Raw genomic sequence first — 14091 nt, forward strand, 5'->3', positions numbered from 1 at the left:
CGTTTCCTATGCTTGTTCGCCCAAGGGAAAATTGTGGCTTTAACTGGCCATGCTCGCCGCTCCGGCGGCTAACCCTTGAAAGGCAAGAAAGTGGCAATTTCAAAGATTGAGGAAGCTGTGGCCGCGATTACTCGCGGCGAGATCGTCGTGGTCGTCGATGACCGCGATCGGGAAAACGAAGGCGATCTGGTAATCGCATCCGACGCGATTACTCCCGAGGCGATCGCGTTCATGATGAACCACGCCAGAGGCTTGATCTGCGTCGCCATGGAAGGCGAGAGGCTCGACGAGCTCGACATTCCGCTGATGGTTGCGCACAACACCGAGACGCTCAAGACCGCGTTCACTGTCTCTGTGGACTACATCCCAGAGACGACTACCGGCATTTCGGCGGCTGACCGGGCGGCAACAGTTCGGGCGCTCGTCAGACAGGAGTCCGGCCCGAATGACTTCGCACGGCCCGGCCACATCTTTCCGCTGCGGGCACATCCGGGCGGCGTCCTGTCTCGGCCCGGCCATACCGAGGCCGCCGTCGATCTGGCGAAGCTTGCAGGGCTTTCCCCGTCCGGCGTGATCTGCGAGGTGGCAAATGACGACGGCACCATGGCGCGACTGCCGGAACTGGAGAAATTTGCAGAGAAACACGGGCTGCGTTTGATCACGATCGAGGACCTCATCGCCTACCGGACTTCCGCCCTGTCCGAGAAGGCCGCCTGAAATGGGATGCTTGCGGCATTCGCTGCAAGCGTCGCAGACGATACGTCGACGTGGTTGGCCACCGATTGGCGAGTGCGCCTTTGCCGCCGTAGTTCGGGTTGAAGAGCACGAAGTCGGAGGTCGAGAGGTCCACCGTCTGGACCTTGCCCCAGGCGTGGTTGATCGCGTAGGTCGCCGACGATCCGTTGGCTGCCCGAAAACTGTGCACAGACTTGGGTGCTGCACTGCTGCCCGCCCTGGCAAAACGTCTGCAAGCATGTTCTAATAAATAATACTCAGGGTTTAAGCGTTGGAGGGGACCGTGTCCGAACCCGACCGCGATGCCGCTATTGCCAAGGCTGAAGCCTATTTCGATTCCGGCGATCTCCGAGCCGACCTGGCGCTGCGGATCTGCATGCCGACGGAGAGCCAGAATCCCGAACGAACTCCCATTCTGACCGACTATATCGAGGCCGAAATCAGGCCTGCCTTCGAAGCGCTTGGATTTTCCTGCCGCAAACTGTCACAGGACGGCTGGCCTTTCCTGTACGCCGAGCGCCTCGAGGACGAGGCTCGGCCGACGGTCCTGGGTTATGGGCATGGCGATGTCGTGCGGGGCCTTGCCGATGGCTGGGAAGAGGGGCTATCGCCCTGGAACCTCGTAGAGCGCGATGGGAAGTGGTTTGGCCGCGGCACGGCCGACAACAAGGGGCAGCATTCAATCAACATCGGCGCGCTTCGGGCCGTGCTGGAATCAAGGGGCCGGTTGGGCTTCAACGCCAAGTATCTGATCGAGATGGGCGAGGAGAAGATTTCCCCGGGCCTGAGGAAGCTGGCTGAAAACCATAAGGAGCTATTCCGATCGGACGTCCTGATCGCATCCGACGGCCCGCGACTGTCTGCCGGCCGTCCGACCGTGTTTCTCGGGTCGCGCGGTCGCGATGAGCTTCGACCTTTGGATCGACGCGCGCAAAGGTGGACATCATTCGGGCAACTGGGGCGGGCTGCTTTCCGATCCGGCAATCCAACTCGCGCATGCGATCTCGAGCATCGTGTCGCAGAGCGGAGAAATCCTGATTCCGGAATGGCGGCCGGCGGAAATTCCTGACAACGTCAGGGAGGCTCTTTGTGACTGTGAGGTCGAGGACAGCAGCGACGCAAAGGTCGATCCTGAATGGGGTGAACCCGGCTTGTCGGCCGCCGAAAAGGTGTTTGCATGGCCGTCGTTTTCTGTGCTTGCATGCGAAGCGGGAAATCCAAAGACCCCGGTGAACGCCATTCCACCGCGCGCCTGGGCGCGGTGTCAGTTACGCTTCGTCGTCGGGATCGATACGGCTGACATCCTGCCAGCGCTAGGTCGGCATCTTAATAAAAACGGCTTTGCGATGGTTCAGGTCGCGAAATCGGCAGACGAGAGCTTCTACGCCACGCGCCTCGACCCCGATCATCCCTGGGTTCGGTGGGCGGTTGCTTCGATCGCCCGAACCACTGGAAAGAAGCCGGCGATATTGCCCAACCTTGGCGGCTCGCTGCCGAACGACATCCTCTCGGACATTCTCCGACTTCCCACCATCTGGATTCCGCATTCCTACCCGGGATGCTCGCAGCATGCGCCGAACGAGCACCTTCCGGTTTCCCTCGTGCGCGAGGGACTCGCGGTAATGGCCGGCATCTATTGGGATATGGGAGAGACAGGTGTGCCGCAGAAGGTCGGCAGCTTTTTGCTGCCACAGAACTAGAGTGCCCTGGTTGGCTGAAACCTGAGTAACGCTCTCAAAGATATTTGATAACAATGAAAAAGAAACGCCGCCACCCACGACTGCCGCGACGAGAGGTTTGTTCAGCCTTTGCAAGGCGGGTACATGGCGTACAAGAAAATCAAAAGGCACCTCCCGCTCTGGGAGGTGCCTGTTTCAAGCTATTGGTGGAGATCGCTGAGGTCACCCTAAGCCTCCCCTATCCCAGGCCGGCGGCAACACCAACGCTCGGTCCGTAGCTTCCAGCATAGCCGCCTACGAAAACCCCCGATAGCGCTTCCCCCGTTGCCACCCGCAGCGCCGCGACACCAGCGCCAATGGCAGCACCTACCGCTCCGGTGTGGAGTTCATGCTGATGCTACAAGATCCGTTCCGGTTGGTTTTTGTTGCCGTGTTCGCGAAGATCCTGTCGCTACCAAAGACAGCTTGACGCCGCGTGATCTTTGCGAAATGCTAAGATGTCAGACCAATTTAAGGGTCGACTGCCTATAATAATCTGGGGAACCATGAAGGCATCAGGCAACGATAGGCCGATTATCCGGCCGCTTCCGGCGATCGATCGGGCGCGTCAGGTAACAGACGCGCTCGCCGACTATGTCCAAAGCGCGCAGCTAAAAGCCGGCGATCGGCTGCCGGCGGAGCGCGAACTGATGTCGGCGCTGATGGTGGGCCGCTCGACGATCCGTGAAGCGATCCGTCACTTCCAGGCACTCGGCGTTATCGAAACCCGCAAGGGCAGCGGTACTTACCTCTTGAAACCGGTTTCGAAGGCGACAATCCATATGCCGCTTTCCCTCGACACCGGCCATCTGCGCGACGTGCTGCTGCAGACGCTGGAGGTGCGACGCGGGATCGAATGCGAGGCCTGCATGGTCGCCGCAAGAAAACGGACCGACAAGGATCTCGTTCTCATCGAGCAGAACCTCAACGAGATGGAGCGCGTCCATATCGAGAAAGGCACATCAGGCCCGGAAGACCTCGCCTTCCACCTTGCCATCTACGACGCGACCCATAACCCGCTCTTTCGCCAGCTTCTCGAGCAGATGCGCGAGACCTTCTGGCAGTTCTGGGAGCACCCGTTCGAGCGCGAGGATTTTGCCCGCCGCTCCTTTCCCTTTCACCGTACGCTCTTCAACGCGATCGCCGCCCGGGATGCCGAGGCCGCGCGGGAGGAGACCCTGAAAATCCTCGAGGTTGTCGAGGAAGACATCAAGGAAATGTCCAAATGAATAACGGCGCAGACGCGTTCGATCTTGCCTCGCTGATCACTGCACACGACGAGGGAAACTTCGCCGAAGCCGTTGTGCCGCCGATTTTCCAGACGTCGCTTTTCACCTTTTCCGACTACGACGACATGATCTCCTCCTATCGCGGAGAGAAGGTGCGCCCGATCTATACGCGCGGCCTCAACCCGACCGTTCGCATGTTCGAGGAGATGCTGGCAAAGCTCGAAGGAGCCGAAGATGCCCTCGGCTTTGCAAGCGGCATGGCTGCAATCTCCTCGGCGGTCCTGTCCTTCGTCGAGCCGGGCGACCGGATCGTTGCAGTCAAGCACGTCTATCCTGATGCCTTCCGCCTGTTCGGCACCATCCTGAAGCGCATGAAGGTCGAGGTGACCTATGTCGATGGTCGCGACGAGGAAGCCGTCGCAAAGGCACTGCCGGGCGCCAAGGTCTTCTACATGGAAAGCCCGACGAGCTGGGTTATGGAAGCCCACGACGTCGGCGCGCTCGCGGCACTCGCCAGGAAGCATGGCATTGTCACGATGATCGACAACAGCTGGGCAAGCCCCTACTTCCAGCAGCCGATCTCGCTCGGTGTCGATATTGTCATCCATTCGGCCTCGAAATATCTCGGCGGCCACAGCGACGTCGTTGCTGGCGTCGTCGCCGGCTCGAAGGAGATGATCGCGCGCATCAAGGCGGAGGCCTATCCCTATCTCGGCGGCAAGCTGTCACCGTTCGATGCATGGCTTTTGATCCGCGGCCTGCGTACCTTGCCGATCCGCATGCGGGCACATGAGGCAGCTGCGATGACGATCGCCAAGCGCCTGCAGGAGCTCGACGTGGTGGAGACAGTCTGCCATCCGGGCCTTGCCAACCGCCTGCCTGCGGGCCTCAACGGCACGTCGGGCCTGTTCTCCTTCATATTCCGCGAAGGTGTCGATATCCGCGCCTTCGCCGATCACCTCAAGCTCTTCAAACTGGGAGTGAGCTGGGGCGGGCATGAAAGCCTGATCGTACCAGGCGAGGTCGTGCTTCAGCAGAAGGCACAGCCGAATTCCGCGCATACCTTCGGGATCCATGCGCGGTCCGTACGCCTTCACGTCGGCCTCGAAGGAACCGAGGCCTTGTGGAAGGACATCGAGGCGGCACTGAAGGTCGCGTCGTAACGTTCGAAACCTGAAAAACCTGAAAAAAGGGGAGCAAGCATGAAAAGACTGATCACCGCCACTCTACTCGCCACGATGATGGCTGGTACGGCGCTCGCCGATACCACGCTGAAACTCGTCGAGGTCATCACCAGCCCCGAACGCACCGAGACGCTGAAGTCGATCGTCGGCAAGTTCGAGGCGGCAAATCCCGGCACCAAGGTCGACATCATCTCGCTGCCCTGGAACGAAGCCTTCCAGAAGTTCGCGACAATGGTTTCGGCCGGCGACACGCCTGACGTGATGGAAATGCCCGACACCTGGCTTTCGCTCTATGCCAACAATGGCATGCTTGAAAGCCTCGAGCCCTACCTCACCAAGTGGGAGCACACCAAGGGCCTGACGCCGCGCGCGCTTGAACTCGGCCGCGACGTCAAGAACACCGCCTACATGCTGCCCTACGGCTTCTACCTGCGCGCGCTGTTCTACAACAAGAAACTCTTCCAGGAAGCTGGCGTTGCCGAACCGCCGAAGACACTCGACGATTTCGTCGCCGCCTCCGAAAAGGTCTCCAAGCTCCCCGGCAAGTCCGGCTACTGCCTGCGTGGCGGCCCGGGCGGCCTGAACGGCTGGGTGATGTTCGGCGCGACGATGGCCGGTTCCAACAAGTTCTTCAACGAGGACGGCACCTCGACGATGAACAGCGAAGGCTGGGCAAAGGGTCTCGAATGGGTCGTCGATCTCTACAAAAAAGGCCTGACCCCGAAGGACAGCGTCAACTGGGGCTTCAATGAAACCGTCGCCGGCTTCTATTCCGGCACCTGCGCCATGCTCGACCAGGACCCCGACGCTCTGATCGCCATCGCCCAGCGCATGAAGCCGGATGATTTCGGCGTGACGAAGATGCCGGCCGGCCCAGCCGGCAAGGCCTTCACGACAATCGGCTTCGCCGGTTGGTCGATGTTTACGACGAGCCAGAACAAGGATCTTTCCTGGAAGCTCATCGAAACGCTTGAGGGTCCGGAAGGCAATATCGAGTGGAACAAGCGGACGGGTGCGCTTCCAGTCCACACATCGGCCGAGAAAGATCCTTTCTATGCCGGCGAACAGTTCAAGGGCTGGTTCGAGGAACTGGCAGATCCGAACGTCGTTCCGACGGTGATGCCGACCTACCTCGAGGAATTCGCCTTCTTCAAGGACTCGCTCGCCATCAAGACGACGCAGCAGGCGCTTCTCGGCGACATCACGCCGAAGGAACTGGCTGACCAGTGGGCAGACTATCTGACCAAGGCACAGCAGAAGTTTCTCGCCAAGAAGTAGCCGACCACCGGCGGCGGACCTGTCCGCCGCCTCTTTCACTGTCTTGCGATGGCGCAAAGCGCGCCGCGAAACGGATTTTGCCTGATGACCATGACTGCCGATACGCTGGACAGGCGCCAGGACAGACGCCCCTGGCTGAAGCGCGTCGCCGATGCCTGCGAACCCTATCTTTACAGCGCGCCATCGCTGATCCTGATCATTGCGGTCATGCTGGTGCCGCTGGTGATCGGGGTATCCTACGCGTTTCGCGACATCCAGCTGCTCAATCCGTTTTCGGGCGGCTTTGTCGGGCTTGAGCATTTTCGAGCACTTTCGAAAGACGCAGCCTTCTATGGTGCATTAAAAAATACGCTCTGGTGGACAGGCGCCTCCGTCCTGCTGCAATTCGTCTTCGGCCTCATTCTCGCGCTTTTGCTCGACAAGCCGTTCTGGGGCAGGGGCGTCGTACAGGCGCTCGTCTTCCTGCCCTGGGCTGTTCCGTCCTTCCTCGCGGGCCTCAACTGGGCGTGGCTCTTCAATCCCGTGATCGGGCCAATCCCGCACTGGCTGTTTGCGCTCGGCCTGATGAGCGAGCCCGGCAACATCCTCTCCGATCCGCAACATGCCATGTGGGGACCAATTATCGCCAATATCTGGTGGGGCATCCCCTTCTTCGCAATCACGCTGCTTGCCGCACTCCAGGCAATCCCGCGCGATCTTTACGAGGCAGCCTCCATCGACGGCGCTGGCTGGTTCCAGCGTTTCCGTTCGATCACCTTGCCCTTCCTCGCACCAACCATTGCCATCACCGTGCTTTTGCGCACGGTCTGGGTGTCCAACTTCGCCGACCTGATCGTTGTCATGACCGGCGGCGGGCCGGCCGACCGCACACAGATCGTCGCAAGCTACATCTTCACGCAGGCCTTCAAGCGCCTGGACTTCGGCTACGCCTCGGCGATCGCGCTGGTGCTGCTGGTGCTGCTGCTTGCCTATTCGATGCTGATCATCCTGCTGCGGCAGACCCTGCTGAACAAGGACTGACGCCATGAAGCGATCCATTCTCCCCACCATCGCTCATCGCCTGGCCATTCTCTGCTACATCGTCTTTGCGCTGTTTCCGCTGTTCTGGCTTCTCAAGGTGTCGGTGACGCCGAACGACCTGCTCTATACCGAGGGGGTCCGGATGTGGCCCTCGCGGACGACCTGGGAACACTATTCCTTCGTCATCCAGCACAGCGCCTTCCCGACCTTCTTCAAGAACAGTCTGGTCGTGTCGGCCTCGACAGCCGTTGTCGTGACGATCTGCGCTTCGCTCTCCGGCTACGCGCTGTCGCGCTTCAATTTCCGGGCCAAGTACTGGATCGTCGCGCTGATGCTGCTGACCCAGATGTTCCCGCTTGTCATGCTGGTTGCGCCAATCTTCAAAATCCTGACGCCACTGCACCTGACGAACAGCCTCACCGGCCTTGTCGTCGTCTACACTGCCTTCAACGTGCCCTTCGCCACCTTCCTGATGCAGTCGTTCTTCGATGGCATCCCGAAGGATCTCGAGGAAGCGGCGATGATCGACGGCGCAACGCAGTTTACCGCCTTCCGGCAGATCATCCTGCCGCTGACGCTGCCTGGTATTGCGGCAACGCTCGGCTTCGTCTTTACCGCCGCGTGGAGCGAACTGCTCTTTGCCCTCATGCTGATCAACGGCAACGACGCAGCAACCTTCCCGGTCGGGCTTTTGACCTTCGTGTCCAAATTCTCCGTGGACTTCGGGCAGATGATGGCGGCGGGCGTGCTCGCACTCATCCCGGCCGGTCTCTTCTTCCTGCTCATTCAGCGTTATCTCGTCCAGGGCCTGACGGCCGGCGCGGTCAAGGGTTAATCAAATGGCATCGATCGATATCCAGAACGTCAAGAAGGCCTACGGCCCCGTCAAGGTGCTGCACGACGTCGACCTCAGGATCAAGGACGGCGAATTCGTCGTGCTCGTCGGGCCGTCGGGTTGCGGCAAGTCTACGCTGCTGCGCATGATCGCCGGGCTGGAGGACGTCACCGGCGGTGAGATCCGCATCGCCGGTAACCGAGTGAACGAGCTGCATCCGAAGGATCGCGACATCGCCATGGTGTTCCAGTCCTACGCGCTCTATCCGCACATGAATGTCGCCGGCAACATGAGCTATAGCCTGAAGCTGCGAAAAACGGCGAAAGAAAAGATCGCAAGCGCCGTCGGCGCCGCCGCCTCCAAGCTCGGCCTCGACCCGCTGCTGGAGCGTCGCCCGAAAGCGCTTTCGGGCGGCCAGCGCCAGCGCGTCGCCATGGGCCGCGCGATCGTGCGCCAGCCGAAGGCCTTCCTTTTTGATGAGCCGCTGTCGAACCTCGACGCGCGCCTGCGCGAACAGATGCGCGCCGAAATCAAGAAACTGCATGGCGATCTCAAGGCGACGTCGATCTACGTCACCCACGACCAGATCGAGGCGATGACGCTGGCCGACCGGATCGTCGCCATGCATGGCGGCGTCGTCCAGCAGGTTGGCAGCCCGCTCGAGCTTTACGATCGTCCTGCCAACCTTTTCGTTGCCGGCTTCATCGGCTCGCCGGGCATGAATTTCCTCGACGCGACCTATGCAGACGGCGGTGTCCGCCTGAAGGACGGGACGGTCGTGCCGCTGGCTACGCCGCTGTCGCTGCCAAACGGTACCAAGGTCACGCTCGGCATTCGGCCAGAGCATGTCGTCATTGCCGCTCAGGGTGGCCTTAACGCGAACGTCGAACTGGTCGAGCCGACCGGATTCGGCATCATCCTGCACCTGTCGCTGCATGGCCTGCCATTCAAGATCTTCACGCTGGATCGGGCCGCGCTGACATCAGGTCCGACGATCAACGTGTCGTTCCCCGCGCAACACCTGCACGTCTTCGACACGGATGGAAACAGGGCAAAATAGGAAGAGCAGCCTCAGCCGTGGGCGAGGCTGCCGCGCAACACGGCGTTATTCAGGTCTGGTCTCGGTGTCGGAATGGCGACCGGGATCACCGCCTCCGTACTGACCGGCACAACTGCTTCCGTCGGTGCTGGAACGGCCGGTTCCGTTCCCAAGGTCGCCACAGGGCCTGGCATGGGGATCGGCACCGGGACGGTCGTTGGAACAAGCGCCGAAAACTGCGCCGGCATCATGCTCTGGCCAGGCAGATAGTTCATTGCAACTTCATATGAGGGCAGCGGTGCAGGCGTCTGCAGCTCGCCATCCCGGCCGCGCTTCTCGTAGAACGCATTGCCGCCGGCAATCGTCACGTAATGCATATTTCGGTACGGGAACGTCAGGCCATCCGTGTGAAAGAACATCGCGTCCTTGACGCCCGGATGCCGTTCGCCACGCAAGATTGCATCGGCAGCATCTGTCAGTTCGATCTCCGCCATAGGCTCGACTTCGCGCGTCATGACGCCAGGCGCAAACTGCCTCTGTTGGGCAACGACACCGCAGATTGAATCGGGATAGGCACCCGACGTCAGGCGGTTCATGACCACCGTTCCGACCGCCATGTAGCCGTCGCGATCCGAATGCTCGGATTCGAAGTACATTGCCCGTTTCAGGCAATCGCGATCCTTGGCAGTGTAATTGAAGGTGACTTTGGTTGACTGCGCCGCTTGCGCCGCATTCTTGGGCTTGGTGGCCTGGCTCGCCACCTTCGGAGCCGGTTGCTGTGCGGTCGTGCAGCCCACAGCCGCCACGCCCGCAAACAAAATCCCGGCGAGAGATTTTCCCAACGCTAGATGCGCCCTCAATGGCAGGTGCCCCCTATTTGGTGTAGTAAGCCCTTCTCGATTAAGTGGTCGCTTTTCTACCTGCGTTTCAGGTAAATTTCAAACCCAATTAGTATCACAATTTGATTTGGCTGCCTTTTGCCAGCCTAACGAGGCTCATTGGCGCTCCCATCACCACTGAAATCGATGATATTTCCGGCCGGGCGACGGATGCCAAACGGGCGCGACGGACAAATCAGCCGGCCGTCACAAAGCTGATTCGGAGCGCAAAAACCGACCACGTCGAGGCTCCTTCACATCGCTATCGGAACAATTTCCATCGCGTCGGTCTAAAGGCAATCCGGCTGCGATCGAGGGCCCCGGCTTGCGCCGGCGACAGTTCGAGTTCGATCGGCGGATGCCCCTTGCCGATATCAACCTCGATATGGCGCGTGCCGGCAACACGCCGGCTCGTCGTCAGCAAGCCGGCGATGCAGCCGCCACAGCCATCCCGCAATTCAACGTCGTGCGGTCGGAAATAGATCTGCGCGTCGCCATCCGCTTCGCCCTCGGCCTTCAGCCCGAGCGGCCGGTCCTCGAACCAGACTTCGCCGCCATTGACCCGTACATCAAGACAGTTGGACTGCCCGACAAAACCGAAGACGAAGGGGGAGTTCGGATTGTCATACACTTCGTCGGGTGTTCCGACCTGCTCGATCGCGCCCTGGCTCATGACGACAACGCGGTCGGCAAGTTCCATCGCCTCATCCTGGTCATGCGTGACGAAAACGGTGGTGTGACCGGTGCGATCATGGATCTCGCGCAGCCATTTGCGCAGGTCCTTGCGCACCTGGGCATCGAGCGCACCGAAGGGTTCGTCGAGCAGAAGCACGTTCGGTTCGACCGCCATGGCGCGCGCCAGCGCGACGCGCTGGCGCTGGCCGCCGGAAAGCTGGGCCGGATAGCGCTTCTCGAGACCCGAGAGCTGGACAAGGTCGAGAAGTTCCAGTGCTCGCCTGCGGATTTCCGCTTTGGGCGGGCGTCGCGCGCCATCACGCACATTGAGGCCAAAGGCGACATTATCGAGCACGGTCATATGCCGGAAGAGGGCATAGTGCTGGAACACGAAGCCGATGTTGCGCTGTTGGACGGTCTTCTTCGACGCGTCCTCGTCGCCAAAGTAGATAAGCCCTTCCGTCGGGCTCTCGAGACCCGCGATAAGACGCAGCAGCGTCGTCTTACCGGATCCGGACGGCCCCAGCAGCGCAATCAGCTCACCGGAGCGGATGTCGAGCGAGACGTCGTGCAGCGCCGGAAAGCGCTCGAACTCCTTGCGCAGGTTTTGTACGCGAACTTCCATTCTAATTCCTTCAGTGCCGCCGGCTGGCGGCGATTTCTTCGCTGTATCGCATCTCGAGCAGCGTCTTCAAAACAAGGGTCACAAGCGCAAGCAAGGCAAGCAGGGTGGCAACGGCGAACGCGCCGGTGAAATTGTACTCGTTATAGAGAATTTCCACCTGCAGGGGCATCGTGTTCGTCTGTCCCCGGATATGGCCGGACACCACCGAAACGGCGCCGAACTCGCCCATGGCGCGGGCGTTGCAGAGCAGCACGCCGTAGAGCAGGCCCCATTTGATATTCGGCAAAGTCACATGCCAAAAGGTTTGCCAACCACTGGCCCCGAGCGAAATCGCCGCCTCTTCGTCACCCGTTCCCTGTTCCTGCATCAGCGGTATCAGCTCGCGCGCCACGAAGGGAAAGGTCACGAACATGGTGGCGAGAATCAGCCCCGGAACGGCGAACAGGATCTTTATATCGTAGGCACTCAACCAATGACCAAGGTAGGTATTGGCACCAAGCAGCAGGACGAAGACCAGACCTGAAATGACGGGCGAGACCGAGAAGGGCAAGTCGATCAACGTTGTCAGCAAGGCCTTTCCCTTGAACTCGAACTTGGCGATCGCCCAAGCAGCTGCCACGCCGAAGGTTAGGTTAAGAGGCACGCTGACGCCTGCGACGATAAGCGTTAGACGAATGGCCGAAAAGGTCTCCTCGTCCTGCAATGCCTCGATGAATGGCCCCGCACCCTTGCGGAACGCTTCGACGAAGACGGCCGACAATGGCAAAAGCAGGATCAGCGTCAGAAAAATCAGCGAAGCAAGGATCAGCGTCCAGCGTGCGAACCGATGCTCGGTAACGGCCGAACGCACCTTTGTCGGCTGAAGGCTTGTATCAAGCGCCATAGCCGTACCTCCGTCTGCTCCAGCTCTGGATGAGGTTGATGATCAACAACATGATGAACGAGATCACCAACATCACGGCGGCGATGCCTGTCGCGGCCGCATAATTATATTCTTCAAGCTTGATGACGATCAGCAACGGCGCGATCTCCGACTTGAACGGAAGATTGCCGGCGATGAAAATCACCGAACCATACTCGCCGACGCCGCGGGCAAAAGCGAGCGCAAAGCCCGTCAGGACAGGTGGCGCCAATCCCGGCAGAAGCACACGAAAGATGGTCTGGAGACGAGTGGCGCCGAGCGTTGCCGCGGCCTCCTCGACTTCCTTGTCGATTTCTTCGATCACCGGCTGCACCGTGCGGACGACGAAGGGCAGGCCAACGAAGACGAGAGCGATGACGATGCCGAGCGGTGTGAAGGCGATCTTGATGCCAAGCGGCGTCAGAAACTGGCCGATCCAACCGTTCGGTGCATAAAGCGTCGCCAGAGCGATACCGGCAACGGCGGTCGGCAGCGCAAAGGGCAGATCGACCATGGCATCGATGATGCGCTTGCCTGGGAAGCGATAGCGCACGAGGACCCAGGCCAGCACCACGCCGAAGGCTGCATTGATGCAAGCCGCAGCAAAAGCGGCGCCAAAGCTGATGCGAAGAGCGCTTAACGTGCGAGGATCGAAGGCAATGGCGAGGAACTTTGTCCAGCCAAGTTCGCTTGACCGCCAGGCAAGGCCTGAAAGTGGGATCAGGATCAGAAGGGTGAGCCAGGTCAAGGTAAGGCCGAGCGCCATTCCAAAGCCTGGAATGACACTCGGCCGTCTGAACCGCCACCGCGTGGGGCTATGTGCTCTCATGCGACGTATTATTGTGCCGGCTTGTAGATTTGGTCAAATACGCCGCCATCGCCGAAGAATTTCGGCTGCGCCACCTTCCAGCCGCCGAAGTCGTCGATCGTCGCCAGCTTCAGGTTCGGGAAGCGCGCAATGTCTGCCTTGTCGGCCGCTTCGGGCTTTGTCGGCCGGTAGAAGTGCTTCGCGGCAATCTTCTGGCCCTCGTCCGAGTAGAGATAATTCAGGTAGGCTTCCGCAAGTTTGCGGGTGCCCTTCTTGTCGACATTGCCGTCGACGACTGCGACCGGCGGGTCAGCGCGGATCGAGAAGGTCGGCGTGACGATCTCGAACTGGTCGGGACCAAGCTCTTCAAGCGACAGATAGGCTTCGTTTTCCCAGGCAAGAAGAACGTCGCCAAGGCCGCGCTGCACAAAGGTCGTCGTTGCGCCGCGCGCTCCGGTATCGAGAACCGGAACATGCTGCAGCAGCTTCGTCACATATTCCTGCGCCTTGGCGTCATCGCCGCCATTGGCCTGCTTAGCCCAGGCCCAGGCTGCGAGGAAGTTCCAGCGCGCACCGCCCGAGGTCTTCGGGTTGGGCGTGATAACCTGAACGTCGTCCTTGACCAGATCGGCCCAGTCCTTGACGCCCTTTGGATTGCCCTTGCGAACCAGGAAGACGATCGTCGACGTATAGGGCGTCGAATTGTTCGGGAACTTCGTTTTCCAATCAGCGGGAATCTTGCCGGTCTTGGTGGCAATCGCGTCGATATCGCCCTCAAGAGCAAGGGTTACGACGTCGGCATCAAGCCCGTCGATCACCGAGCGCGCCTGCGCGCCGGAGCCACCATGCGACGCCTTGATCGTCACCGCTTCGCCCGTGTCCTTCTGCCACTTCGCTGCGAAGGCGGCGTTGAAGTCCTTGTACAGTTCTCTCGTCGGATCGTAGGATACGTTGAGAAGCGTCTGATCCGCGAAAGCGGGAGCGACGGCACCGATTGCGACGCTGCCTGCCAGCGCCACAGCCGCGAGAAGCCGTGTGATCCTTATAGACTGCATGGAAACCTCCTTCGTTTGTGGCCGAAACTCTACCAAGTTGGTCGTATAATGAAACGAAGAATGTTTCTGTTCCAGCCCGGAACCTGGAATGGCATCCCATTTGAGCCGCCC

At 60.2% G+C, this 14091-nt stretch carries 12 protein-coding genes and 1 pseudogene; 8 read left to right on the plus strand and 5 right to left on the minus strand.

Going from position 1 to position 14091, the window contains the following annotated elements; all coding sequences use genetic code 11:
- Positions 1-90 precede the first annotated feature (90 nt).
- The 8 genes and pseudogenes from ribB (at position 91) to ugpC (ending at position 9059) form a co-directional block, all read left to right on the plus strand.
- A complete protein-coding gene (gene ribB, locus ATY79_RS27920) occupies positions 91-717 on the plus strand; it encodes a 3,4-dihydroxy-2-butanone-4-phosphate synthase (protein WP_088705492.1) in 627 nt (208 codons plus the stop codon).
- Positions 718-1018: 301 nt separating this feature from the next.
- Positions 1019-2435 (plus strand): annotated as a pseudogene (locus ATY79_RS27925) (M20 family metallopeptidase).
- 524 nt (positions 2436-2959) lie between these two features.
- Complete coding sequence (locus tag ATY79_RS27930) at positions 2960-3682, plus strand: FadR/GntR family transcriptional regulator (RefSeq protein WP_088705493.1); 723 nt, start codon at positions 2960-2962, stop codon at positions 3680-3682.
- Positions 3679-4845, plus strand: a complete 1167-nt coding sequence (locus ATY79_RS27935) for a PLP-dependent transferase (protein WP_088705494.1) — start codon at positions 3679-3681, stop codon at positions 4843-4845. The genes ATY79_RS27930 and ATY79_RS27935 overlap by 4 nt, the downstream gene beginning before the upstream one ends.
- A 39-nt stretch (positions 4846-4884) precedes the next feature.
- Positions 4885-6144 carry a sugar ABC transporter substrate-binding protein gene (locus ATY79_RS27940; RefSeq protein ID WP_088705495.1) on the plus strand — a complete coding sequence of 420 codons (1260 nt, stop codon included), beginning with the start codon at positions 4885-4887 and terminating at the stop codon, positions 6142-6144.
- An 84-nt stretch (positions 6145-6228) separates the two neighbouring features.
- Positions 6229-7164: a sugar ABC transporter permease gene (locus tag ATY79_RS27945; protein WP_088705496.1), complete on the plus strand. Its 936-nt coding sequence runs from the start codon at positions 6229-6231 to the stop codon at positions 7162-7164.
- 4 nt (positions 7165-7168) lie between these two features.
- A complete protein-coding gene (locus ATY79_RS27950) occupies positions 7169-7999 on the plus strand; it encodes a carbohydrate ABC transporter permease (protein ID WP_088705497.1) in 831 nt (276 codons plus the stop codon).
- Positions 8000-8003: 4 nt separating this feature from the next.
- Entirely contained in the window at positions 8004-9059 is a 1056-nt protein-coding gene (ugpC, locus tag ATY79_RS27955; protein WP_088705498.1) for a sn-glycerol-3-phosphate ABC transporter ATP-binding protein UgpC, read from the plus strand.
- 11 nt (positions 9060-9070) lie between these two features.
- Here ugpC and ATY79_RS27960 read toward each other — a convergent pair whose 3' ends face one another.
- From ATY79_RS27960 to ATY79_RS27980, 5 genes are all read right to left on the minus strand, one after another.
- Entirely contained in the window at positions 9071-9898 is an 828-nt protein-coding gene (locus ATY79_RS27960) for a cell wall hydrolase (RefSeq protein WP_088705499.1), read from the minus strand.
- 280 nt (positions 9899-10178) lie between these two features.
- Entirely contained in the window at positions 10179-11216 is a 1038-nt protein-coding gene (locus ATY79_RS27965; RefSeq protein ID WP_088705500.1) for a sulfate/molybdate ABC transporter ATP-binding protein, read from the minus strand.
- 10 nt (positions 11217-11226) lie between these two features.
- The gene (gene cysW, locus ATY79_RS27970; protein WP_088705501.1) at positions 11227-12099 is read right to left on the minus strand and encodes a sulfate ABC transporter permease subunit CysW; all 873 of its coding nucleotides are present in this window, start codon (positions 12097-12099) and stop codon (positions 11227-11229) included.
- On the minus strand, positions 12089-12946 hold the full coding sequence (gene cysT / locus ATY79_RS27975; RefSeq protein WP_088705502.1) for a sulfate ABC transporter permease subunit CysT: 858 nt from the start codon (positions 12944-12946) through the stop codon (positions 12089-12091). The genes cysW and cysT overlap by 11 nt, the downstream gene beginning before the upstream one ends.
- Positions 12947-12954: 8 nt before the next feature.
- On the minus strand, positions 12955-13980 hold the full coding sequence (locus tag ATY79_RS27980; RefSeq protein ID WP_088705503.1) for a sulfate ABC transporter substrate-binding protein: 1026 nt from the start codon (positions 13978-13980) through the stop codon (positions 12955-12957).
- Positions 13981-14091 lie beyond the last annotated feature (111 nt).

Source organism: Rhizobium sp. R693 (genome assembly GCF_002211315.1).
Classification (GTDB): domain Bacteria; phylum Pseudomonadota; class Alphaproteobacteria; order Rhizobiales; family Rhizobiaceae; genus Rhizobium.

Coding starts and splice junctions, on each gene's coding strand:
- ATY79_RS27930 (WP_088705493.1), top strand. CDS start 2,960: ATGAAGGCATCAGGCAACGATAGGCCGATTATCCGGCCGCTTCCGGCG.
- ATY79_RS27935 (WP_088705494.1), top strand. CDS start 3,679: ATGAATAACGGCGCAGACGCGTTCGATCTTGCCTCGCTGATCACTGCA.
- ATY79_RS27940 (WP_088705495.1), top strand. CDS start 4,885: ATGAAAAGACTGATCACCGCCACTCTACTCGCCACGATGATGGCTGGT.
- ATY79_RS27945 (WP_088705496.1), top strand. CDS start 6,229: ATGACCATGACTGCCGATACGCTGGACAGGCGCCAGGACAGACGCCCC.
- ATY79_RS27950 (WP_088705497.1), top strand. CDS start 7,169: ATGAAGCGATCCATTCTCCCCACCATCGCTCATCGCCTGGCCATTCTC.
- ugpC (WP_088705498.1), top strand. CDS start 8,004: ATGGCATCGATCGATATCCAGAACGTCAAGAAGGCCTACGGCCCCGTC.
- ATY79_RS27965 (WP_088705500.1), bottom strand. CDS start 11,216: ATGGAAGTTCGCGTACAAAACCTGCGCAAGGAGTTCGAGCGCTTTCCG.
- cysW (WP_088705501.1), bottom strand. CDS start 12,099: ATGGCGCTTGATACAAGCCTTCAGCCGACAAAGGTGCGTTCGGCCGTT.
- cysT (WP_088705502.1), bottom strand. CDS start 12,946: ATGAGAGCACATAGCCCCACGCGGTGGCGGTTCAGACGGCCGAGTGTC.
- ATY79_RS27980 (WP_088705503.1), bottom strand. CDS start 13,980: ATGCAGTCTATAAGGATCACACGGCTTCTCGCGGCTGTGGCGCTGGCA.